General features: G+C 70.6%; 19 protein-coding genes. 8 read left to right on the top strand and 11 right to left on the bottom strand.

The features are described from left to right. Window positions 1–84 precede the first annotated feature (84 nt). On the bottom strand, window positions 85–777 hold the full coding sequence (locus ND450_RS14815) for a siderophore-interacting protein (protein ID WP_253326706.1): 693 nt from the start codon (window positions 775–777) through the stop codon (window positions 85–87). 76 nt (window positions 778–853) lie between these two features. Here ND450_RS14815 and ND450_RS14810 point away from each other — a divergent pair, with 76 nt between their 5' ends. Together ND450_RS14810 and argG are read left to right on the top strand one after the other, a co-directional pair. Then, entirely contained in the window at window positions 854–1,333 is a 480-nt protein-coding gene (locus tag ND450_RS14810) for a hypothetical protein (RefSeq protein WP_089911171.1), read from the top strand. 83 nt (window positions 1,334–1,416) lie between these two features. Then, window positions 1,417–2,862 (top strand): argininosuccinate synthase, encoded by a 1,446-nt coding sequence (gene argG / locus ND450_RS14805; protein ID WP_253326705.1) that lies wholly within the window; start codon window positions 1,417–1,419, stop codon window positions 2,860–2,862. A gap of 54 nt (window positions 2,863–2,916) precedes the next feature. Here the strand turns inward: argG and ND450_RS14800 are convergent, their stop codons facing one another. Together ND450_RS14800 and ND450_RS14795 are read right to left on the bottom strand one after the other, a co-directional pair. Beyond that, the gene (locus ND450_RS14800; protein ID WP_253326704.1) at window positions 2,917–3,387 is read right to left on the bottom strand and encodes a hypothetical protein; all 471 of its coding nucleotides are present in this window, start codon (window positions 3,385–3,387) and stop codon (window positions 2,917–2,919) included. 31 nt (window positions 3,388–3,418) lie between these two features. After that, window positions 3,419–4,633: an MFS transporter gene (locus ND450_RS14795; RefSeq protein WP_253326703.1), complete on the bottom strand. Its 1,215-nt coding sequence runs from the start codon at window positions 4,631–4,633 to the stop codon at window positions 3,419–3,421. An 82-nt stretch (window positions 4,634–4,715) separates the two neighbouring features. Between ND450_RS14795 and ND450_RS14790 the strand changes: the two genes are divergently transcribed. After that, window positions 4,716–5,603: a LysR family transcriptional regulator gene (locus tag ND450_RS14790; RefSeq protein WP_253326702.1), complete on the top strand. Its 888-nt coding sequence runs from the start codon at window positions 4,716–4,718 to the stop codon at window positions 5,601–5,603. Here ND450_RS14790 and ND450_RS14785 read toward each other — a convergent pair. Together ND450_RS14785 and ND450_RS14780 are read right to left on the bottom strand one after the other, a co-directional pair. Continuing rightward, window positions 5,593–7,209, bottom strand: a complete 1,617-nt coding sequence (locus ND450_RS14785) for a tannase/feruloyl esterase family alpha/beta hydrolase (protein WP_253326701.1) — start codon at window positions 7,207–7,209, stop codon at window positions 5,593–5,595. The genes ND450_RS14790 and ND450_RS14785 overlap by 11 nt on opposite strands. A 12-nt stretch (window positions 7,210–7,221) precedes the next feature. Continuing rightward, on the bottom strand, window positions 7,222–8,598 hold the full coding sequence (locus tag ND450_RS14780; RefSeq protein ID WP_253326700.1) for an MFS transporter: 1,377 nt from the start codon (window positions 8,596–8,598) through the stop codon (window positions 7,222–7,224). 144 nt (window positions 8,599–8,742) lie between these two features. On the opposite strand from ND450_RS14780, the gene ND450_RS14775 reads away from it, so the two are divergent. Next, on the top strand, window positions 8,743–10,413 hold the full coding sequence (locus ND450_RS14775) for a GAF domain-containing protein (RefSeq protein WP_253326699.1): 1,671 nt from the start codon (window positions 8,743–8,745) through the stop codon (window positions 10,411–10,413). Here the strand turns inward: ND450_RS14775 and ND450_RS14770 are convergent. Further along, window positions 10,375–12,006, bottom strand: a complete 1,632-nt coding sequence (locus tag ND450_RS14770; protein WP_253326698.1) for a long-chain fatty acid--CoA ligase — start codon at window positions 12,004–12,006, stop codon at window positions 10,375–10,377. The genes ND450_RS14775 and ND450_RS14770 overlap by 39 nt on opposite strands. An 80-nt stretch (window positions 12,007–12,086) precedes the next feature. Beyond that, window positions 12,087–12,938 carry a LysR family transcriptional regulator gene (locus ND450_RS14765; protein ID WP_089911147.1) on the bottom strand — a complete coding sequence of 284 codons (852 nt, stop codon included), beginning with the start codon at window positions 12,936–12,938 and terminating at the stop codon, window positions 12,087–12,089. 83 nt (window positions 12,939–13,021) lie between these two features. Between ND450_RS14765 and ND450_RS14760 the strand changes: the two genes are divergently transcribed. Both ND450_RS14760 and ND450_RS14755 read left to right on the top strand, forming a co-directional pair. Then, the gene (locus ND450_RS14760; protein WP_253326697.1) at window positions 13,022–13,882 is read left to right on the top strand and encodes a DMT family transporter; all 861 of its coding nucleotides are present in this window, start codon (window positions 13,022–13,024) and stop codon (window positions 13,880–13,882) included. Between the two features lie 25 nt (window positions 13,883–13,907). Continuing rightward, window positions 13,908–15,908 carry a neutral/alkaline ceramidase gene (locus tag ND450_RS14755; protein ID WP_253326696.1) on the top strand — a complete coding sequence of 667 codons (2,001 nt, stop codon included), beginning with the start codon at window positions 13,908–13,910 and terminating at the stop codon, window positions 15,906–15,908. A 28-nt stretch (window positions 15,909–15,936) separates the two neighbouring features. Here ND450_RS14755 and ND450_RS14750 read toward each other — a convergent pair whose 3' ends face one another. Further along, window positions 15,937–16,989 (bottom strand): NAD(P)H-binding protein, encoded by a 1,053-nt coding sequence (locus tag ND450_RS14750; RefSeq protein ID WP_253326695.1) that lies wholly within the window; start codon window positions 16,987–16,989, stop codon window positions 15,937–15,939. A gap of 86 nt (window positions 16,990–17,075) precedes the next feature. Between ND450_RS14750 and ND450_RS14745 the strand changes: the two genes are divergently transcribed. Together ND450_RS14745 and ND450_RS14740 are read left to right on the top strand one after the other, a co-directional pair. Next, complete coding sequence (locus tag ND450_RS14745) at window positions 17,076–17,645, top strand: TetR/AcrR family transcriptional regulator (protein ID WP_253326694.1); 570 nt, start codon at window positions 17,076–17,078, stop codon at window positions 17,643–17,645. A 63-nt stretch (window positions 17,646–17,708) separates the two neighbouring features. After that, on the top strand, window positions 17,709–18,644 hold the full coding sequence (locus ND450_RS14740) for an alpha/beta hydrolase (protein WP_253326693.1): 936 nt from the start codon (window positions 17,709–17,711) through the stop codon (window positions 18,642–18,644). On the opposite strand, the gene ND450_RS14735 is transcribed toward ND450_RS14740, so the two are convergent. From ND450_RS14735 to ND450_RS14725, 3 genes are all read right to left on the bottom strand, one after another. After that, a complete protein-coding gene (locus ND450_RS14735) occupies window positions 18,641–19,069 on the bottom strand; it encodes a hypothetical protein (protein WP_253326692.1) in 429 nt (142 codons plus the stop codon). The two genes, ND450_RS14740 and ND450_RS14735, sit on opposite strands and share 4 nt — an antisense overlap. A 6-nt stretch (window positions 19,070–19,075) precedes the next feature. Next, window positions 19,076–19,927: a universal stress protein gene (locus ND450_RS14730; RefSeq protein ID WP_253326691.1), complete on the bottom strand. Its 852-nt coding sequence runs from the start codon at window positions 19,925–19,927 to the stop codon at window positions 19,076–19,078. A gap of 64 nt (window positions 19,928–19,991) precedes the next feature. Beyond that, window positions 19,992–23,321 carry a CARDB domain-containing protein gene (locus ND450_RS14725; protein ID WP_253326690.1) on the bottom strand — a complete coding sequence of 1,110 codons (3,330 nt, stop codon included), beginning with the start codon at window positions 23,319–23,321 and terminating at the stop codon, window positions 19,992–19,994. Between the last annotated feature and the right edge of the window lie 10 nt (window positions 23,322–23,331).

The following is a 23,331-nucleotide window of genomic DNA, read 5'->3' as shown; positions in this document are numbered from 1 at the left end:
AGGTGGTACATGAACGGCGTTCACGTCTAGTGACTTCGCCAAAACTTTGCCGAACCGGGAAATTAACAACCCGGTCGCGGTGCGTCACTCGCGGGCCGAACCGGCCTTCCAGTACCCGCTGAACATGATCGCCTTCCGGTCCACCCCGCGGTCCTTCGTCAGGTGCCGGCGCACCCCGGTCGCGAGCGCCGACTCACCACACGCCCACGCGTAGTCCACAGTGGACAGCGCCTTCCCCCGGATGACCTTCAGCACGGCGGATCCCGGCTCGGCATCGCCGCGGTACACCCACTCCACGTCGAGGTCGAGCCGGTAGGACTCGTCCGGCACCTCGGCGAACACGTGCAGGGGGCGCGTCTCCACCTCGAGGATCGCGGCCAGCGCGGGGAGGGCGGTCTCGTCGGCCACGAGCAGCACCGAGCCTTCGGCCGGTGGGCGGTAGGCCGAGCCGCCGGCGCGGAAACCCGCCGTGTCGCCCGCGATGGCGCGGCGGGCCCAGCGGGTGCCGGGGCCCGCGTCGCCGTGCACGACGAAGTCGACGTCGATCTCGGCCGCGTGCGGGCGGTGTGCGCGGACCGTGTACCAGCGGAGGGCCGGCCTCGTGTCCTCGGGCATCTCGCGCAGCGACGTGCGGACGTTGATGCGGTCGTCCGGGCCCGTCGCGGTGCAGGAGGCGAACTCCGGCGCGTGGAAGGTGATGCGGCGCATGTGCTCGCCCAGTTCGGTGACCGCGGTGACGTTCATGACGAACTGCTCGAAGGCGGAGTAGCGCGTCATGGCAGCAACGTACGCCTTTGGTCAACCTTACCTAAACCCTTCGGCGAAAACTCGATCAGTGCCGCACACTGCGGAGATGTTCCCGAGGACCGCGCAACAGCAGTGGTGGTTCGAAGAACCCGCCAGCAAGAACCGCAGCCAGGCCATCGGTCTGAGGCTCGCCATCGCGTACCACCGGCGGGACGCCGAGGCCGTCGGGCGGCTGCTGCCCGACGACCGGGGCGAGGTCTGGCTCGTCATGGGTGCGCTGGAGAACGGACTGCTCGGGCTCAACCAGATCTACCCGCCCGGGCCGCCGGACGAGGTGTGGGAACGGGTCACCCCGATCATCGACGCGTCCGCCCCGAAGGGTGTCGCGGCCCAGATGCGCGCGTTGCTCGCGGCGATGTCGCACGCCATGTACAACGCCACGCTGGGCGAGGTCAACGCACGCAAGGAGGAAGACCCGTACGTGGGCGCGCACCTGTACGCCGCCATCACGGCGATGCGTGCCGACGAGCATGAGGGCAGTGTCCAGCGGATGCAGGCGAAGGCGGACGAGCTCGATCCTGCCTAGCCGACCTGCGGAAACGGGGTTGAGGCGGAAGTAACAGCCACCCGGACGTGCATGCTCATACATTGTCGTGCATAATTCTCAACGTGTCCAAGGTGCTCACTTCACTTCCGGCCGGCGAACGCGTCGGCATCGCCTTCTCCGGTGGTCTCGACACCTCCGTCGCGGTCGCGTGGATGCGTGAGAAGGGCGCTGTGCCCTGCACGTACACCGCGGACATCGGCCAGTACGACGAGCCCGAGATCGAGACGGTCCCCGGCCGCGCCGGCACGTACGGTGCCGAGATCGCCCGGCTCGTGGACTGCCGTGCCGCGCTCGTCGAGGAAGGCCTCGCGGCACTGGCCTGCGGCGCGTTCCACATCCGTTCCGGTGGCCGCGCGTACTTCAACACGACGCCGCTCGGGCGGGCCGTCACGGGCACCATGCTCGTGCGCGCCATGCTCGACGACGACGTGCAGATCTGGGGCGACGGCTCCACCTACAAGGGCAACGACATCGAGCGGTTCTACCGCTACGGCCTGCTCGCGAACCCGTCGCTGCGGATCTACAAGCCGTGGCTCGACGCCGCGTTCGTGACGGAGCTCGGCGGTCGCAAGGAGATGTCCGAGTGGCTGCTGGAGCGTGACCTGCCGTACCGCTCCTCGGTCGAGAAGGCGTACTCCACGGACGCGAACATCTGGGGCGCGACGCACGAGGCCAAGTCGCTCGAGCTGCTCAACGAGGGCATCGAGATCGTCGAGCCGATCATGGGCGTCAAGTTCTGGGACCCGTCGGTCGAGATCGCGACCGAGGACGTCACCATCGGCTTCGACCAGGGCCGCCCGGTCACCATCAACGGCAAGGAGTTCCACGACTCCGTCGACCTGGTGCTGGAGGCGAACGCCATCGGCGGCCGCCACGGTCTCGGCATGTCCGACCAGATCGAGAACCGCATCATCGAGGCCAAGAGCCGCGGCATCTACGAGGCGCCCGGCATGGCGCTGCTCTACATCGCCTACGACCGCCTCGTGAACGCGATCCACAACGAGGACACCGTCGCGGCCTACCACAACGAGGGCCGCAAGCTCGGCCGGCTGCTGTACGAGGGCCGCTGGCTCGACCCGCAGTCGCTGATGCTGCGCGAGTCGCTGCAGCGCTGGGTCGGCGCCGCGGTCACCGGCGAGGTCACGCTGCGGCTGCGCCGGGGCGACGACTACTCGATCCTCGACACGTCCGGCCCGGCGTTCAGCTACCACCCGGACAAGCTGTCGATGGAGCGCACCGAGGACTCGGCGTTCGGCCCGGTCGACCGCATCGGCCAGCTGACCATGCGCAACCTCGACATCGCGGACTCGCGCGCCAAGCTGGAGCTCTTCGCGGGCCTCGGCATGGTCGGCACGCGGCAGTCGGCGCTCATCTCGGCGCAGCCCGAGCCGACCCAGCTGATCGGCGACGTGCCGGACGGCGGCGCGGAGGCCATCGCCTCGCGCGGTGAGGTCTCGGCGGCCGACGAGCTGCTCGACGCGGCGGCCATGGAGTTCGGCACGGACTGACGTTCCGCACGTGACGGGGCAGGTGGGGTCATCCCGCCTGCCCCGTTCGCGTCGTCAGGTCTGCGGCCACATCGAGTAGATGACGTTGTCCTCGTCGGCGCACACGACCTGCGGCATGATCCCCTCGGGGACCTGGTTGCACGACATCGGCCCGACCTCGATCGGCGGCAGGCCCGTGTTCGGCTGGGAGCGCTCGGCGTAGTAGTCGAACAGCACGGCGCTCGCCTGGTCGCAGTTCAGCCGCCCCGACGGCGTCTCGACCACGACGGCGAGCATCGGCTTGCCCAGGGCGCCGGTGAAGGGCTTGTCGCAGTACTGCGACGGCATGCCCTCGTACTCCTCCGGCGACACCCCGTTCAGCGCGGTGGTCCTGCTCGCCGACGTGGTGGTCGCCGGCGCCTGGGTGGTCTCCTGCGACCGGGTCGTCGTCTCGGGCGTGCCGGTCGACGACCCCGACCCGGTCACCGGCGAGGAGCAACCGGCCGCGAGCACGGCGACGAGCACTGGGGTGATCAAGGACCTCATGCCCGCCAGGTCGTCGCCGGAGCCGCCGGTGTTACCTCTTCCGGGTGAGTGCGGCCACCGCGGCCAGCAGCACGAGCACGATCGCGGCGAACCACGTCATGACCGCGGTCGGTGCGAGGATGCGCGTCGCGAGGCCGATCGACAGCGACGGCACGCTCAAGCCCAGGTAGGCGATGAAGAACAGGCCCGCCAGCGCCTCACCGCGCTTCTCCGGCGCCGCCATCGCCGTCACGGCCCCGATCGACGCCTTGAACTGCACGCCCGCTCCGATGCCGGCGACCGCGCCGCCGACGAGGAACACCGGGAAGCTCGTCACCTGCATCCCGGCGACGACCAGCAGCACGCCGAGCGCCTGACCACCCAGGCCGAGCGCGCGGCGGACACCTGGGGCGAGGCCTCCCGTCACGGTCTGGGCGAGCGCCGCTCCACCGAAGACGAGGAAGACCACGAGCCCGGCCAGCAGGCGCGACGGGTGGTGCAGTTCGCCCGCCACGAAGCCGGGCGAGACGGACGTGAACACGCCGAACACCGCGAACGCCGTGAACGCCCCGGTGGCCGCGGCGACGTAGCCCGCGCGGTCGCCGTGGTCGGCGCTGATCCGCTGCGGGCGGTAGGAGAACCGGGACCGCACCACGGTTTCCGGCGTGAGCGCGACCGCGGCGACGCTCACCGCGAGCAGCACCGCCAGCACGACGTACGGGGTGCTCAACGGCGACGACACGTACTGCGCGAGCACACCCGACACCAGCGCGCCGACGCCGAGGCCGCCGATGTTCGCGGCGGTCGACACGATCTCGAACCGGCGGGACGACGCTCCCGGACGGTGCCGCGTGTGCAGGTCGAAGAGGTAGGCGGTGGCGGTCGCGGTGATCATGCCGACGCCGAGGCCGTTGACGACGCGCGCCACGACGAGGACCGGCAGCGAGGTGCTGGTGAGGAAGAGCAGCGCGGAGACGATCTCGAGTCCCAGCGCCGGGATGAGCACGGTCTTGCGGCCCACCCGGTCGGACACGTGACCGGCCAGGACGAGGCTGACCACGACACCGACCGCGAACGCCGCGAACACGACGGTGATCGCGAACGTCGAGAGGCCCTCGCGGGCCACGTAGAGCGGGAAGAGCGGGGCGGGCACGGTCGAGTAGGCCATCGCGACCAGGAAGGTGGCGGCCACGGCCCAGAAACCGCGGCCGTGGTGCCTGCCGGCGCGGGGCTGGTCGGTGACCGGTGAGTCGAGGAGCACGGACATGGCTCCACCCTGCGCGCCCGGATATATCACGTCCAACGAAAGTTCGAGCTGAGGATCATCACTTTCTGAGATACTCGCAGGTGTGGACGTTCGTCAGCTGGAGTACTTCGTCGCGGTCGCGGAGGAGAGCAGCTTCACGCGTGCCGCCGCCCGCGTGCACGTCGTCCAGTCCGCCGTCTCGGCCGCGATCAAGACGCTCGAACGCGAGCTCGGCGCCACCCTGCTCGACCGCAACTCCCAGCGGGTGGTCCTCACCGACGCGGGGGAGGCGCTGCTGCCGAAGGCCCGGGCCGTCCTGGACGCCGTGACCGAGGCGAAGGACGCCGTGGCGCAGGTGAGGGGAGGACTCACGGGGACGGTCCGGCTCGGCACGCTGAACGCGATGACCCTGGTCGACCTTCCAGCGCTGCTCGGTGAGTTCCACCGCCGTCACCCCGGCGTGCTGGTGCGCACCAACGCGGCCACCACGGGCTCCATCGGGCTCGTCGAACAGCTGCTGGACCGCAGGCTCGACGTGTCGTTCGTGTCGCTGCCGGGCGAGGTGCCGGCCGGGATCGTGCTCGACGAGCTCACCCACTCGGTCATGGACCTGGTCGTACCGCACGATCACCCGCTGGCGGCGAGGACCGAGGTGTCCCTCGGAGAGCTCGCCGGCCTGGACTTCATCGACTCACCGCTGGGCTACGGCAACCGCGCCGTGGCCGACCGCGCGTTCGCGGCCGGTGCGATCCCCCGGCGCGTGACCCTGGAGATGTCGGACCTCTTCACCGGGGTCGACTACGTGCGCCACGGTCTCGGCATCGCGTTGCTGCCGGGCTACGTCCTGCGCGACACCCGGGACGTCGTCACGCTCCGGGTCACCGGCGCGGACCTGCGGTGGCCGATCGGGCTGGCCCGACCGGCCGACCGCGCTCCGAGCGCCGCGACCAGGGCGTTGATCGCGGTGGTGCACGAGTTCCTCAGGCGGTGACGCAGGTGAAGCTCGCTGCGCTGTCCGGGTCCCCCGAGCGGTACCGGGGCCAGGCCGGGTACTCGCACAGCGGACGGGTGCGGTTGTGCGCCAGGTCGGTCACCACGGGGTTTCGCGGCGACTGTCCACTCGCGACCCACTGTTCGAGCGCGGTGAGCGAGTCCCACCCCGCGGTGAACGCGGGCGTGCCGAAGTTCGCGTGGTTCGCGCCCGGTACCAGGTAGTAGCGCAGGAAGTCGCGCGTCTTCTCCGGTCCCAGCAGGTCGCGCACGCGTTCGTAGTAGTCGTTGGTCGAACGGTGCGAGACCAGCTCGTCGGCGTTGCCGTGCACCAGGACCAGCTTGCCGCCGGCACGGGCGAACGGGCGGAGGTCGGCGTTGTTGCGGTCCTGGATCGTGGACAGCTCGCTGATCCGGCCCAGCCACTTCCCCGGACGGGCCGGGTCGAGGTCGAGGGAGTTGAACGCGGGGTCGCGGGTCAGGAAGTGCTTCACCCACTGGTCCCAGTACTGCATGCCGTAGCCGCTGGTGGCCGGCATGGGATTCGCCGGCGCGGTCGTGCCGAACCCGAGGAACGGGGTCCGCATGTCCGCTCCCGACAGGAACGGGAAGCCGGGGTACTGCTTCTCGCCGCTCGCGACCCGGTAGGGCCACCGGAACGGTGTCGACATCGCTGTCACGGCACCGATCTGGGCGTCCGACAGGCACGTGGGACCCGTGTCCGCGCCGTCGGGGCAACGCAGGACACGGGGGTCGAAGTGGCAGCCGCGCTGGTTCGAGACGACCCGGTCGGTGACGCCGTCCAGCCCGTCGCACGCGGTGATCACGCTGTCGTACACCAAGGTCTGCTTCTCGGGGCCGGGGAACGCGCCGGGCCGGGCGAGGACCTGCGTGAGGTGGCCCAGGTACAGGACCTCGGCGAGGTTGTTCCACGCGGGATAGCCCGAGATCACGCCGTCGAACGCCCGCGGCCAGCGCTGCGCGACGATCAGCGCCTCGCGCCCGCCGGTCGAGCCGCCGGCGAAGAACGATCCGGCGGGCCCGCGCCCGTAGGCCCGCCGGATCAGGAACAGGCCGGCGTCGTGCGTCTTCTTCAGCGCGTCACCGGCCGCGAAGTTCCGCAGCGCCTCGTCGTTCACGCCGAACGAGCCGTCCAGCGACGGCACGGTGCCCGGCTTCTGCTGGTGCCCGGAGTCGCTGGCGAACACCGCGTACCCCCGCGCCAGGGGCGCCACCGCGGTGGAGAACGGCACGTTGCCGGTGAGGGCCGGGATCGTGCCGCTGTAACCACCACCGCCGAACATCATCGCCTTGTGGTTCCACGTGTGCGGCAGCGAGATCCGCATCTTGATCGCGGGAGCCGACCGGTCGACGGGGTACAGGTCCGCGTCGACCTGGCAGTGCTCGACGGTCTGTCCACTCACGACACTGGTCGTCGGGACGGCCGCCGTGACGCGGCCGCCCGTGGTCGGGAGGCTGAGGGCGGCCGCAGGGATCCTCAGCTGGTCCAGCGACGCGCAGTCCGGCACACCGGTCCCCGCGGTCGCGACCGCGGGGCCGGCACCGAGCAGCAGGACCGAGGTCGCCAGTACGACGGAAGTCTTCACGCCCGATCCCTTTCAGCGGTAGAGGTGCGTGCCGGGAACGGCCTGCGGGTCCTCGCGGACCTCGGCCGGGTTCGTCTCGGGCAGGAACCACGCGCTGACGAACGTGATCATCCCCATCAGGGTGATGTAGGCGGCGACGGGGATCGTGCTGCCGGTCTCGGCGATGAGCGCCGTCATGAGGAACGGCGTGCCACCGCTGATGATGATCGCGGAGAGCTGGTAGGACAGCGACGCGCCGGAGTACCGGACGTTGGGCGCGAACAGCTCGCCGAGGAAGCTCGCGATCGGGCCGTAGGTGAGGCACTGGAAGGTGAACCCCACGACCACGGCGACGAAGATGAGCGGCAGTGACGCGGTGTTGACGAGCCCGAAGTACGGGAAGCCCCACAACGCCACGCCGAGACCGCCGACGAGGATGAGCGGCCGGCGCCCGATCCGGTCGGAGACGTGTCCCGCCCACGGCAGCACGGCGAGCATCGCCACGGACCCGAGCAGCACGACGGCGAGCAGCCCGTCGCGGTCGAGCTTCAGCGACGTCGTGCCGTAGTTGAGCAGCCCGGCGATGCTGACGTAGAAGAGGCTGTTGGTGGCCGAGAGGATGCCGCAGGCGAGCAGGATCGTGGCCCACTTGGACCGGATCACCTGCGCGAGCGGGGCGCGGACGACGGCGCGCTCCGGGCGGGCGACCTCGTTCTGCAGCGCGCGGAACTCCGGCGTGTCCTCCACTTTGGACTGGATGTACAGCACGACGGCGAACATCACGACGCTGACGAGGAACGGGATCCGCCAGCCCCAGCTCAGGAACGCGTCGTCCGGCATCAGCCCGCTGGCCGCCACGAAGATCAGGTTCGAGATGATCACCGCGACGAAGACGCTGGTCTGGCCGAACGTCCCGGCGAACCCGCGCCGCTTGGGACTCGCCGACTCGGTGAGCAGCAACATGATCCCGCCCCACTGGCCGCCCGCCGCGAGTCCCTGCAGGAACCGCAGCGTCACCAGCAGGACCGGGGCGAGCGCGCCCACCGACGACGCGCTGGGCAGGCAGCCGATCAGGAACGTCGCCGCGCCCATCAGCGCGAGACACGTGACCACGACCGGCTTGCGGCCGTACTTGTCACCGAAGTGCCCGGCGAGCACCCCGCCGACCGGCCGCGCCACGAAACCCGCCCAGAACGTGCTGAACGCGAGCAGCGTGCCGGTCAGCGCCGAGGACTGCGGGAAGAACACCTTGGGGAACACCAGCGCGGCCGCGGTGCCGTAGAGGAAGAAGTCGTACCACTCGATCGAACTGCCGATCAGGCCCACGGTCAGCAGCTTGCGGAAGCCGCGGCGGCGGGTCGCGTCGGTCTGCGCGGACTGCTCTTCGGGCTGGGCCAGAGGGGTTGCCATACATGCCGCCTTCGTCGATGAACCGGCAGGTGATGGCGGCCAACTCTAGGGCGGCGGCACCGTCTGGTTGAGGTCCGGATCACACACCGCTGGGCCAAATTCGGTGGGCCTTTCCTCCACCGGCTGATGGGTGAGAATGGCCGGGTGAGCATCGACCCGAACGAGTCGCACGAGCTCGTGCGACGGCAGCGCGAACTGGCGTCGTTGTACGCCACGGCCAAGTCGCTGACCGCCCTCGGCGAGCTCGACGCCGTGCTGCAGTCGATCGTCCGCCACGCCCACGACCTGATGGGCACGGACTTCACGTACCTGTCGCTGGTCTCGGACGGCAGGCTGTCGGCCAAGGCGGCGGAGGGGACGATCTCGGCGGCGTTCCTGAGCGCGACCATCCCGGCCGGCGTCGGGCTCGGCGGCAAGGTGCTCGCGACCCGGCGCCCGCAGTGGGTGCCGAACTACGCCGCCTCGACCCTCATCGACCACGACGCCGGCTTCGATCGCCTGGTCGGCACGGAGGACCTGGTCGCGCTCCTCGGGGTGCCGCTGGTGATCCGCGACGAGGTGGTGGGCGCGCTGTTCGCCGCGTACCGCTCCGAACGGTCGTTCCACGCGGGCGAGATCGCGTTGCTCAGCGCGTTCGCCGACCACGCGGCGGTGGCCCTGGACAACGCCCGCCTCTACGAGAAGAGCCGCACGGCGTTGCGGGAACTGCGCAAGCACGTGGCCGTCGTCGAACGGGCACAGGCGATCCACGAGACGCTGACGGGCGTGGTGCTGGAGGGCGGCACGCCGGACGACGTGGCGCAGCTCCTCGCCGGGCAGCTGGGCGGCAGCGTCGTCGTGCTCGACAGGGCCGCCGGAACGCGCTCGGGCCGCGTCACGACGACGGTCGACGCCGACGGCACCGCGCACAGCGTGGCCCCGATCCGCGCGGGCGACAGCCACCTCGGCGCGTTGTCCTGGAGCCGGAAAGCGGTGCCGGAGCACGGGGTCTCGGACGACATGGACCTGCGCACCCTGGAGCGCGCGACGCACATCCTCGGGTTGCTGATCCTGAAGGAACGCGCGGTCGCGGACGCCAGCGAGCGGCTCAGCGGCGAGCTGCTGACCGAGCTGATGGTCGGCAGCCCCGGCATCAGCCCGTCCCAGCGCGCACGGGCCCAGGCCCGCCACATCAACGCCGACCGGCTGAACCTGGTCCTCGTGGCGGACTCGCCCGCGCTGACCTCGACCGAGCTCGCGCGGCACCTGCACGACATCGCGAGGGACCGCGCGGGACTGGCGGGCGAACACCTCGGCAAGGCCACGGTGATCGTGCCCAGCACCGACGACGACAGGGCCGCGGACGAGGTCCACCGGCGCCTCCGGCGTGCGCTGGGCGGCCCCGTCGCCGTCGTGGGGGAGCGGGTGGCGGGCCACGACTGGGCGCGCGCGTTCTCCCTGGCGAGCCGGTGCGGCGCGGTCATGAAGGCGCTCGGGCACACCGACCGGGGCGTCACGACGAACCGGTACGCCCTCTACGCGATGATCTTCGACGCCGACCGCGTCCGCGAGCTCGACCGGTTCCTCGACACCTCCGTGGGGCCGCTCGTCGAGTACGACCGGCGCCGCGGCACCGATCTCGTCGGCACGCTCGGCACCTACTACGACCACCGCGCGAACGTGGCGGCGACCGCACGCGCGTTGCACGTGCACGTCAACACGTTGCTCAAACGGCTGGACCGGGTCAGCGACGTCCTCGGTGCGGACTGGCGCACCGAGAACGACCTGGAGTTGCAGCTAGGTCTGCAGCTGTTCCGCCTGCGAGACCTGGGTTAGGTCGCGCAGCGAGCTCTTGGAGAGCTTGCCCGTGCCGGTCTTGGGCAACGCGCTGCGGAAGACGACCTCGTCGGGCAGCCACCACTTCGCGACCGCCGGCGTGATGTGCGCGAGCAGGTCGTCCCCGGTGGTGGCGCTGCCGTCGCGCAGGACGACGTAGGCGACGGGGCGTTCGCCCCACTTCGGGTCCGGGCGCGCGATCACGGCCACCTCGACGACGTCCGGATGCGAGGTGATCGCGCTCTCCAACTCGACCGAGGAGATCCACTCGCCACCGGACTTGATCAGGTCCTTCATCCGGTCGACCAGCCGGATGTAGCCGTCGGGGGCGATCGTGGCGAGGTCGCCGGTGCGCAGCCAGCCGTCGTCGGTGAAGCTGTCCACCGCGTCCACCTGGTAGTAGCCGCCCGCCACCCAGGGGCCCGCCACCTGCAGCTCGCCGATCGCCGAGCCGTCGCGCGGGAGCTCCTGGCCCGTCTCGACGTCGGCGATCCGCAGGGTCACCAGCGGCAGCGGCTGGCCCTGGGCCGCGCGCACCGCCGTCTGCTCGGCCGCGGTCGTGCCGTGGTGCTGGGTGCGGGTGCCGCCGATCGTCCCGACCGGACTGATCTCCGTCATGCCCCAGGAGTGCGTGATGGGGACGCCGATCGCGGCGCGGTAGGTCTCGGACAGCGCCGGGGCGATCACCGACCCGCCGCCGAGCAGGAACCGCGTGGCGCCCAGGTCGTGGAAGGCCAGTTGCGGCACCAGGCTCGTCCACACCGTCGGCACCGCACCGGCGACGGTGACCCGTTCGGTCTCCATCAGCGTCAGCAGGTGCGTCGGATCCGAGGACGGGCCGGGCAGGACGAGCGACGCGCCCGTCATCATCGCGCCGTAGGGGAGACCCCACGCGTTGGCGTGGAACATCGGCACGATCGGCATCACGACGTCGCTCTCGCACAGGCCGATGAACCCGGCGGCGAGCGTGCCCAGGCAGTGCAGGATCGTCGACCTGTGGCTGTACAGCACGCCTTTCGGGGGCCCGGTCGTGCCCGAGGTGTAGCAGAGCCCGGAGGCCAGGTTCTCGTCCGCGAGCGTGAACGAGTCCTCGAACGAGCCCGCGAACGGCTCGGCCGCCGCGACCAGGTCGTCGTAGTGCAGGACACGCGGGTCGTCGGGGATCGGCTCACCGCTGTCGTCGGGAAGGACCACCCAGTGCCGGACCTCCGGCATCCGGCCCGCGCTCGGCCAGATCCGCGGCAGCAGCGCGCGGTCGACGAACACGACGTCGTCCTCGGCGTGGTTCACGATGTACTCGAGGTGCTCCGCCGAGAGCCGGATGTTGATGGAGTGCAGCACCCGCTTGGTGATCGGCACCGCGAGGTACAGCTCCAGGTGCCGCCGGGTGTTGGTCGCGAACGTGGCGACCCGCGCGCCGGCCGGGACGCCGAGGGTGTCGAGCGCGGTGGCGAGGCGCCGCGTCTGCTCGGCGACCTCGGCGTAGGTGACCCGCTCGCCGACCGTCACGACCTGCTTGTGCGCGTACAGCCGCTCGGCCCGCTCCAGCACGTGCGCGAGGGTGAGCGGCCGGGGTTGCATCAGCCCGTCCATGACAGGTGACACTAAGTGAGCTGCGAGGCGGGCATGAGGGGAGAAACTTCCACTCATGTCCCTGTTGTGGCAGCGACTTCTCACACCGCGCGATAGGCGTCGCACGCCAGCGTGATGAGGTCGGTCAGGTGCTGGGGCGGCTGGTCCTTCCACCACGCGAGCCACACCGCGATCGGCGGCGCGTCCACCACGGCCCGGTAGGCCACGCCGGGGCGCGGGTTGAGGCTCGCGGTGGCCTCGGACGTCATGCCGACGGCCTGCCCCGCGGCGATCAGCGTCAGCCACTCGTCGACGCTGCCGGTGTTGCGGACGACGGCCGGTGCCTTGCCCGGCTGCCACAGGTCCAGGGTGGTGGTGCCGGTGCGGTCGTCCACGGCGAGGGAGTACCGGGCCAGGTCGGCGAGCTTGAGCGAACGCTTGCGCGCCAACGGGTTGTCCGTCGCGACGACGCCGTAGCGGCGTTCGGTGCCCAGCAGGGCGGTCTCGAACCGCGAGTCGTCGAGGGCTTTGCGCACCACGGCGACGTCGGCGGTGCCCTCGGCGAGACCGGCGGTCAGCGAGTTCGACTGGACGAACACCAGCGGCAGGCCGGGGTGCCGGGCGGCCCAGGCCTTCTGCACGCGCCGCGTGTGCTTGCCGAGCGCCGCCCAGGCGTAGCCGATGCGCAGTTCGGTCTGCGACTCGGACGCGATCCGGTGCAGGTGTGCCACCTCGTCCAGCACCCGCCGCGCGCCTTCGAGGAGCTGGGCGCCGGTCGTGGTGAGGGAGACGTGCCGCGGCGAGCGCTGGAGCAGGCGCACGCCCAGGGTGGCTTCGAGGGCGGCGACCGAACGGGACACGGACGCCTGGGTGAGCCCGAGCGCGGTGGCGGCGTCGGTGAAGGTGCCGGCGTCCACCACGGCGACGAAAGCCCTCAGGTGCCGCAGATCCATGGCTCCGAATCTATACGCCGGACGTATCGTCGGCGCGGCCGATGCATTTCCCGTATCGCCTTCGCGACCGCAGGCTGGACGGCATGAAGAGCCTCGGTGGGTTCGCCACGATGACCGCCAGCGCCGCCAGCAACCAGCTCGGCGCCGCGATGGGAGCGCACGCGTTCGCCACGATCGGCCCGGCCGGGGTCGTGGCCGTCCGCCAGTTCGTGGCCGCCGCCGTGTTGCTGCCGGTCGCCCGCCCGAACCCGCGGAGGTTCACGTGGGCGCAGTGGTGGCCGACGATCGCGCTCGGCGTGGTGTTCGCGACCATGAACCTCAGCCTCTACACCGCCGTCGACCGGATCGGACTCGGCCTCGCGGTCACCCTGGAGGTCCTCGGGCCGCTGTGCGTCGCGCTGGCCGCGTCGCGGACGAGGCTCGACTTCCTGTTCGTGCTGATCGCGGCCGCCGGTATCCACGTGCTGGTGCTGCCGGGGCCGTCGAGCGACTGGCTCGGCATCGGCGCCGGACTGCTGGCCGCCGCCAGCTGGGCCGCGTACATCCTGCTCAACCGCCTGGTCGGGCAGCGGCTGCCCGGCCTGCAGGCGCCCGCGGCGGCGACCAGCGTGTCCGCGCTGCTCTACGTGCCGGTCGCGGTGTTCCTGATCGTCCAGGGGCACTTCAGCGGCATGGCCGTGCTCTACGCGGTGGCGGCCGGCATCTTCTGCAGCGTGGTGCCCTACGCGGCCGACGTGATCGTGCTGCGCAAGGTGCCCGCGCGGCTGTTCGGACTGGCGTGCAGCGCGCACCCGGTGCTCGCCGCCCTGGCCGGTCTCGTCCTGCTGGGGGAGACCTTGGAACTCCATCATTGGGCTGGAATCTTGCTCGTCGTCACCGCCAACGCACTCGCGGTGACTTGCTCTCAGTGGTCTGGATCACCTACCGTCGACCCTGAAATGTGAATCCAATTCACTTAGCGGGGTGCTCATGCGGGCGAAAGTCTTGACGGTGGTCGCCGCACTCGTCGGTGCGGCGCTGGTCAGCGGACCGTTCGCCTGGGCGGAACCCGAGCCGTACCTCGTGGGCCGGGGCATCTCGGACGTCACCGGCCCGGCCGCCGAGAACGGCATGATGGGCTACTCGAAGTTCGACCAGAAGACGACGGGCATCCACCAACGGCTGCGGTCGCGGGCCTACGTCGTGGTCGACCGCGCCACGAACAAGCGCGTGGCGTACGTCAACGCCGACCTCGCGATGATCTTCCGCGCGGTGCAGGAGGGCGTGCTCGCCAAGCTCCAGGCCAGGTACGGCACCACCTACACGCGCGACAACCTGCTGCTGTCCGCCACGCACACGCACAGCGGCCCCGGCGGCCAGTCGCACAACCTCGCCTACAACCTGTCGATCCTGGGCCTCCAGCCGCAGGCCCTCGCGGCCGTGGTCGACGGCATCACCGAGTCGGTCGTCGAGGCGCACGAGGACGTGAAGCCCGGCTCGATCAGCCTCGGCGTCGGCGAGCTCACGAACGCGTCGGTCAACCGCTCGCGCGTGGCGTTCGACCGCAACCCGGACAAGGGCTTCTTCCCCGCGGGCATCGACCCGCAGATGACCGTGCTGAAGTTCCGGCAGTCGGGTGAGGACGTCGGCGCCATCAGCTGGTTCGCCACGCACAACACGTCGATCACCAACGCCAACACGCTGATCAGCCCCGACAACAAGGGCTACGCGGCCTACCAGTGGGAGCACGACGACGAGGGCGTGCGCTACCTCGACAACACCGCGGGCTTCGTGGCGGCGTTCCCGAACACCAACGCGGGCGACATGTCGCCGAACCTCAACCTGAAGCCCGGCTCCGGCCCCACCGAGAACGAGTTCGAGAACGCCCGCATCATCGGCGAGCGCCAGAACCGCAAGGCGCAGGAGATCTACCACGGCCCGCAGGCGGCCGTCTCCGGTGGCGTCGACTCGCGGATGCGGTTCGTGGACATGTCGGCCGTGCAGGTCGAGGGCCGCTTCACCGACACCGGCCAGCCCGGCACCACCTGCTCGGGCGTCGTCGGCGCGTCGACCATCGCGGGCAGCGTCGAGGACGGCCCGGCGATCCCCGGCTTCTCCGAGGGCATGCAGTCGCCGTGGAAGAAGCTCTTCGAGCCGCTGCAGATGGAGGTCCCGCAGTGGCTGCGGGACTGCCAGTTCCCCAAGGCCTCCCTGGTGCCGACGGGCCTGATCGGCGCGACCCCGAACGTCGTGCCGCTGCAGATCGTCCGCATCGGACAGCTGCACCTCGTCGCCGTGCCCGGTGAGGTCACGATCACCGCGGGCCTGCGCATCCGCAGGGCGGTCGCGGCCGAGGCCGGTGTGCCCGTGCAGAACGTGCTGATCCAGGGCTACGCCAACGACTACAGCCAGTACGTCACCACGCCGGAGGAGTACGACTCGCAGCAGTACGAGGGCGGCTCGACGCTGTTCGGCCGCAACACCACGCCCGCGTACCAGCAGGAGTTCGGCAAGCTGGCCGCGTCGATGAAGGCGGGCACGACGGTGCCCGCGGGTCCCGTCCCCGGCAAGCCGCCGTTCACCGAGATCAACCTGCAGACCGGCGTCGTGCTCGACGACAAGCCCGCGGACAAGAAGTACGGCGATGTTCTGACGGCACCGAAGGCTTCCTATGCGCGCGGTGAGACCGTCACGTCCGTGTTCGTCACCGGGCACCCGAAGAACAACCTGCACCGCAACCACACGTTCCTGGAGGTGCAGCGGCAGGTGAACGGCCAGTGGGTGCGCGTGGCGGACGACGGCGACTGGTCGACGCGCTACAGGTGGGAACGGGTCGGGATCGCCTTCTCCAACGCCACGATCACGTGGCAGATCCCGGCGGACACTCCGGCCGGCACCTACCGGATCGTGCACCACGGTGACGAGAAGAGCGGGTGGACCGGGAAGATCTCCGGTTTCACGGGGGCGACGGCGGGCTTCACGGTCGGCTGAGGAACTCGTTCCACGCCGCGTGCGGCGGTCAGCTGACGAGGAACTCGCCACCCGCCGCGGTGGCGAGTCCAGGGCCGAAGGCGGCTGCGGGCGTGTACGCGCCGGGCTTGCCTTCGCCCCTCGCGAGGCGTGCCGCGACCTCCGCGGACACGGCAGCCGTGAAGTCCATGCCGTCACCGGCTTTCAACCACCCCTCCCGGGTCGTCCCGTCGGCCCAGGTGACCTCCGCGTGGCCCCAGGAGTGCGTGCGGGGCCTCGGTGCCGCCTTGCCCCTGACCCCGGCCAGCCGCCCGACGGCGAAGCGGCGCACCGGTTCCAGAGCGAGCAGTCGTCCCGCCAGCGGCAGCACGGCCCTCGCCGCGGGCGAGGCCGGCATCATCGCGGTGGCGGCGATGACGTTCGGCGCGCCGCTCGCGAGCTGCGCCGCGAGCAGTTCCGCGGACGGCGCCTCCGAGACCGCGACCTGTTCGCCGTCCGGCAGCGCCAGGCGCGCTGAGCCCGCGCCGATCCTCGACCTCGTCATGGCGCCGTGGCGGAAGCGGCGGCCGCCGGTCACGAGCACGTCGAGGATCGAGGCGGCCAGGGCGGCGCCCAGGAGTCCGTCCTCGACGGCCACGGAGGCCAGTGCGTCGACCCGCACCTGAGCCGGGACGGGCCTGTCCTCGCACAGCTTCGCCACGACGGCCTCCGTGGCGAGGACGCCGAAACCGGCGCCGGTGACGAGCGTGCTGCTCGCCGCCGCGGCCTCGTCGTGCAGTGCGAGCAGCCGGGAGACGGCGGTGAGGTCCGCGGCCTGGTCGAGGTAGTGCCCGCCGGGCAGGCATGCGCGGGCGACGGTGATCGCGGACTCGGCGTAACCACCGGTGGTGTTCACCACGACGGCCGGCCGCTGCTCCCCGATGGCGGACGCGATGGCCTCCGCGCCGTCGGCGATCACGACCGGCAGACCGGTGGTCGCCGCCAGCTCTCGCAGGCGCTCGATCTCCCTGCCCACCAGCACGACGCTCTCGCCGCGGTCGAGCAGGGCGGTGGTGACGGCGCGGCCGACGCGTCCCGCGGCGCCCAGGACCCAGATGCCCATGGTTCCTCCGAGTGATGTCTCAGTGTGTCATCGCAACCGTAGCACGGGTGACGACACACTGAGACATCACTCGGTAGGATGTGGTCGTGGCCAGGTGGGATCCGGGAACCGAAGATCGTCTGCGACGGGCGGCGCTGGAGTTGTTCGTCGAGCACGGGTACGACAACGTGACCGTCACGCAGATCGCCGAGCGCGCCGGCATCACGCGCCGCTCGTACTTCCGCTACTTCCCGGACAAGCGCGAGGTGCTGTTCGCGGGATCGGAGCAACTGCCGCCGACGATCATGGAGGCGGTGCGGAACTCGGAGGAGGATTCGGCACCGGCCATCGCGCTCGACGCGGCTCGGCGGGTCGGCATCCTGCTCGTGGATCGCGCCGGTCGCGGTGTCGAGCGCCGCGCGGTGATCGCGTCCAGCCCGGAACTGCAGGAACGCGAACGCACCAAGGGTGCTGCCATCACGGCGGCGCTGGCGGACGCGCTGGCCGAGCGGGGTGTCGCGGAGCCGGGGCTCGTCGCCCGCCTCGTCTCCGTCTGCCTGCAAGAGGCGTTCGAGCGCTACCTGGACACGGGCGAGGACTTCGGAGCCTGCTTCGACGCGGCGGTGGCTTCGGTGCGTTCGGCGGCGGATCTATTCCCGGCTCCGCTGAGGCCGTGATTACGTTGTGCACGATTTAATCGCGTACTAGCTTTATGGCATCCGATCCACGAAGGAGCAGCCATGAAGCGCCCAGTCCTCGAGCCCGCCGCCGCCGAGTTCGCCGCCGCCACCGCCCAGCCGCCGTTCCTGTTCGACCTCGCCCCCGAGGAGGGCCGCAAGGCCGTCGACGAGGTGCAGTCGGGTGAGATCGCGAAGCCCGAGGTCGACGAGCAGTGGGTGGAGCTCGACGGCTTCAAGGTCCGCGTGGTCAAGCCCCTCGGCACGACCGGCGACCTCCCGGTGATCCTCTACATCCACGGCGCCGGCTGGGTCTTCGGCAACGCCCACACCCACGACCGCCTGGTCCGCGAACTGGCCGTCGGCGCCGGCGCGGCCGTCGTCTTCCCCGACTACTCGCTCTCGCCCGAGGCCCGCTACCCGGTCGCCATCAACCAGAACTACGCCACCGCGCAGTGGATCCAGACCGACGGCGCCTCCTACGGCCTGGACGCGTCGCGCGTGGCGGTGGCCGGTGACTCGGTCGGCGGCAACATGGCCGCGGCGCTCACGTTGCAGGCCAAGGAACGCGGCGACATCGCGTTGAAGGCCCAGGTGCTCTTCTACCCGGTCACCGACGCGTCCTTCGACACCGACTCGTACCTGCAGTTCGCCGAGGGCTACTTCCTGCGCCGCGACGGCATGCAGTGGTTCTGGGACCAGTACACGACGAACCCCGCCGAGCGCGCCGAGATCACCGCGTCCCCGCTGCGCGCCACGCTCGACCAGCTCGCCGGCCTGCCCCAGGCGCTCGTGATCACCGCCGAGGCCGACGTGCTGCGCGACGAGGGCGAGGCCTACGCCGACAAGCTGCGCTCCGCCGGGGTGCCCGTCACGGCCGTGCGGTACGCGGGCGCGATCCACGACTTCGTGATGCTCAACGCGTTGCGCGGCACGCACGCCGCCGAGGGCACTATCAGCCAGGCGATCGCGTTCCTGCGCAAGGCGCTGAACAGCTAAACGCGAGAAGTCCTGACGACGTGGAACGGCGTGCCCTGCTGGCACGTGGTCATCGCACCGGGATCAGGACGCCCGCTCACCTCCACCACGGCGCCGGCCACCGCGATCGCGGGGTCGGCGCCGAGCAGCAGGTACTGCTCACCGGGCGTGGACAGGAGGGTGCAGCCGGACTCGACCCCACCGGACACCGTGCCCCGCACCGTCGTCAGCGACGGGTCGAGCGCACGCGAGGGAGTGGGCAGCGTGGGCGGCGGTGGTGCCGACGTCGGTACCGGCACGACCGACGGCACCGAGCTCGGTGGCGACGCCACGGCCGTGGACGTCACCACGCTCGAAGGCGGCGCCGAAGCAGGCACCTGCGGTGGCGGAACCTGGCCGCACGAAGCCAAGACCAGGCACAGCAGCACGGCCGCTAACCCGCGCATCCGACGTCACCTCCGATGGACCACCGCGACCGGGCACGGCGCGTGGTGGAGCACAGCGTGGCTCACCGAACCCAGGATTGCACGTGTCACGGCTCCACGGCCGTGACTTCCCACCGCGACGAGAGCAGCGCCGTCGGCTGCTTGGAGCAACGCGCGGGCGGGAGCGTCGAAGACGACCTCGTGCGACACGTGCACATCGGGCCACCGAGCGGCGTGGGGAGCCAGTTGTTCGTCCAGCAGCTTGGAGAGGTCCGCGCGGACGTGGTCGACGTCCGGCTCGGGCAGTTCGGCCCAGCCGGCGTCGTTGAAGGCGTAGAGGGCGTGCAGTTCGCGGCCGTGGCGGGCGGCGTGCTCGAAGGCGAACGCGATCGCGTCCGTCGAGGTGTCGGAGCCGTCGACGCCGACGACCACGCGGCCGTCGACCGGGCCGGAGCGCGTCACGATCACGGGGCGGCCCGCCGTCGACACGAGCTCGACGGCGGTGGAACCGAGGAACATCTCGGCGATGCCGGTGCGGCCGGACGAGCCGAGCACGAGCAGGTCGCCGGGTTCCTCCGCGAGGACGTCGACCGGGCGGCCGATGCGCACGTGGGTGGCCACCTCGAGCGAAGGCCAGTCGCGCCTGATCTCCTCGGCCAGTTCGGCGAGGTGGTCCTCGGCGGCCTTGGACATCGTCTCCTCGGTGACGAACTCCGGCACCGGGACGGACATCGGCGTGAAGACCGGTTCGGGCAGGGGAGCGCGGACGGCGTGCACGACCTGAAGCGCGGCACCGCGGCGGGATGCTTCCTCGGCACCGAATCGCACCGCGCGCCTGGCCAGGTCGGAACCGTCGAACCCGACAACGACCGTGGACATTGAAACCACCTCCGACCGGGAGATACCCGATCGGAGGTGGTTCCAAAAGTGATCTAGCTCCGGACTAGCCGATGACGAACTGCGATCCCGGCTCGATCGTGATGTCGCCGTCGCGCGAGTTGGTGATCGTGACGTTCGTCAGGCGCGCCGACCCGCGGGCCTGGGCCATCGCGAGGATGCCCGAGCCGTTGGTGGACCGGTCGATCCGGACGTTGCTGATCTGCACGTCCGGCATGCCGCTGCCGCCGCCCTTGAACTGGATCCCGTCGTAGGTCGAGTCGAGGATCTCGGTGTCGCGGATGACGACGCCGGGGATCGGCAGGTTCTGCGAGAACAGCGTGATGGCGCCGAACTCCTGCGCCTCACCCCAGAACGCGCCGCCCGTGCGGTACAGGGCGTTGTTGGCGAGCAACGTCGTCCCGCCGAACGGCAGCGGGTCGTGGTCGGTCGCCAGCATGATGCCCGGGTAGTTGGCGGTGTCGGAGATGATGTTGTTCTCCGCGCGGTTGTTCGACCCGCCGTAGATCGCGATCCCGTTGGCGCGCCAGGGGAGTGCGATCGTGTTGTTGAGGAACGCGTTGCCGCTGCCGGCGTCCAGGTTCTGGTCCCTCACGTACTTCGACGCCCACACGGCCAGCGCGTCGTCGCCCGTGGTGCGGAACGACGAGTTGAACACCGTGGAGTTGCGGGTGCCGTTGGTGAAGTTGATGCCGTCGGCGTAGGTGTCGCGGATGCGCATGCCGCTGAACTGCAGGCCGTCGCCGGGGTTCCAGCGGTCCGGCAGGTTGGTGTAGTCGCGGCCGACCCAGACACCGACGTTCGCGTGCTCGATCCACACGTTGGTGACCTTGGTGTTCTTGCCGAACCGGCCGTTGAGGCCGACGCCGCCCTCGGCACCGCCGTCACCGCCGCGGATCCGGCCGGACCCGAAGATCGCGATGTCGGAGATCTGCGTGTTGTCGTCGATGTCGAACCCGAAGTTGCCCTCGTGCGGGTGGTTGATCGTGCCGGCGTCCTGCGGCTGGATCAGCGAGAACAGCTGCGAGCGCCACATGCCGGCGCCGCGGATCGTGACGTTGCGGATGCCGACCTGGTTGTCACCACCGCTGTTGAACACGGTGAGGATCTTCTTCTCCTGGCGGAACTTGCCCTCCGGGATCCAGACGCAGGGGATCTCGCCGTTCTGGTCGGCCGTCACGGCGCGCTGCAACGCGTCGGTGTCGTCCGTCTGGTCGTTCGCGGTGGCGCCGTACTGCGTGATCGAGACGCACTCGGACGGCTTCGCCGCGGCCGGGGCGACCTGCTCCAGGTCGATGAGGTCGATGACGTAGAACTGGGCGTTGTCACCGGAGTCGCGCTGGAGCTTGAACTTCGTGCCCGCCGGGTAGGAGTTCGCCAGCAACTGCGAGGTCTCGTCGAACAGCCTGCGGGCGTCGCCACCCGGACGGTTCGTGAGGCCCTCGGGGTCGTCGGTGGTGCCGTAGAGCCAGCTGTGGCGCGACGAGAACGTCAGCTTCTGCACGAACTGGTCGTTCGCGTAGAGGCTGATCGTCGCCTCCTGGCCACCGCCCGCGGCGGCGTCCGGGATCGAGTTGCGCACGACGATCGAGTTGGTGCTGACCGTCGAGGTGATCTCCACGAACTGGCCCTGCGCGTCAAGTCGCACCGACTTGCGGCCCGAGGACTCCGAGCCGAAGTTGGTGTGCCCGAACGTGCGCTTCGCGTCGGCCTGCAGCAGCGTGCCGTTGTGGCGGCCCGCTTCTGCCTCGTACGAGGTGAACGGCACCGAGGCACCCCGTCCGACCACAACGGACTGGGTCGCGGTGTTGTTGTTCTCGTTGGTCTCCGCCACGACGTTCGTCGCGTCGGCCGTCGCGGTGGCCGTGGCGCCGCCGTTGGTGGCGGTCCAGGTACCGACGTTGACCGTCACGGTCTGACCGGCGTTGATCGCTCCGGTGTTGGCGTTCAAGGTGCTGCCGCCGACCGAGACGCGGGTCACCGAGGCGCCCGCAGCCGAGGTGCCGCGGTTGTTGACCGACACCGCGAACGTCACCTGCTGACCTGCCGCCGGGGACGACGGGTTCGGCGTGACACCGGTGATCTGCAGGTCCGGTCCCGGTGCCTGGCCGACGACCAGGGGGGAGCCGGAGGTGAAGGTGTTGTTGCCCTCGTTGGTCTCCGCGACCTGGTTGGCCGGGTCCACGGTGGCCGCGGCCGCGTAGGAACCGGCACCCCGGCGACCCGCGTCGACCGTGACGGTGGCCGTGGCCCCGGCGGCGAGCGCGCCGACGGAGGCGGTGCCCGCGACGGTGCCGCCGAGCGCGGCGTTCAGCGTCGTCGCGCCGGACGCGACGGTGCCGCCGTTGCGCACGGTGGCGGTGAGCCTGATCGTGTCGGCCTCGGACGGGCTCGCCGGCGTCCACGTCAGGTTCGTGACGGTCAGGTCGGGCGCGGGAGCCGAGGCCCCGAACACCTGGAACTCGGCGACCTGGCCGCCGGGGGCGCCGGTGTTCGAGTAGAAGTGCAGCCGCACGTCGGACGCGCGACCGGTCAGCGGGACGGTGACGGTGTTGCCGGTGGCCGGGTCGAACCGGTAGTCGGCACGCGCCTTCAGGGTCGCGAACGCGGACGCGCTCGCCTCACGTCCGAGCACCTCGAAGTTCTGCGTGCGAGCGCCCCACGCGGAGTCGGGGTTGAGCTTCACGACGACCGACGTGATGTCGGCGTTCGAGCCCAGCTTCGCGGTCAGGTGACCGGGCAGCCCGCTCGACTCCCAGTACGTGCCCACGTTGCCGTCCACGGCGTTGGCGGGCACGAAGTTGTGCACGTGCCCGGACTCCTCCACCGGCTTGCCGGCCGCCAGGTCGTCCCCGGCGGGCGGCGGGTCGACCGGCCCGGACTCGCCGTGCACCTCGAACTCGCTGAGCTGGCCCGCGGCCCAGCCGGAGTTCGCGGTGATCGTGACGCGCACGTACCGCGCACTGGTGGCGGTGAAGTCCAGCGTCACCGTGTTGTTCGAGCCGGGGGAGAAGACCCGCGCACCCGAACCGACGAGGTCGCTGAACTGCGAGCCGTTCGCACTCCCTTGCACGGCAAGCGTTTGCGAGCGCTGCTCCCAGGTCGAGGGCAGGCGCAGCACGACCTTGCTGACGCTCCTCGACGAACCGAGGTCGGCCTGGAGCCACTGCGGGAACACGCCGTTCGCGCTCTCCCAGTAGCTGCCCTGGTTGCCGTCACCGGCGTTCCCGGCCCCGTACGGGCCGTTGCTGCTCGACGCGGTCAGGTTCGCGGACAGCCGGGCGACCGCTGCTCCTGCCGTGGGTGTCAATCCGAACAGTGCGAGAGCGCTGACCACGGCAGCACCCACCGCACGCTTCATGAGCGTGGATTTCATGTACTTGTCC

It is taken from the genome of Lentzea sp. HUAS12 (assembly GCF_024125735.1).
Taxonomy (GTDB): Bacteria; Actinomycetota; Actinomycetes; order Mycobacteriales; family Pseudonocardiaceae; genus Lentzea; species Lentzea albida.
The sequence above is the reverse complement of the archived record's forward strand: the minus strand, read 5'-3'. Positions and strand labels throughout refer to the sequence as shown.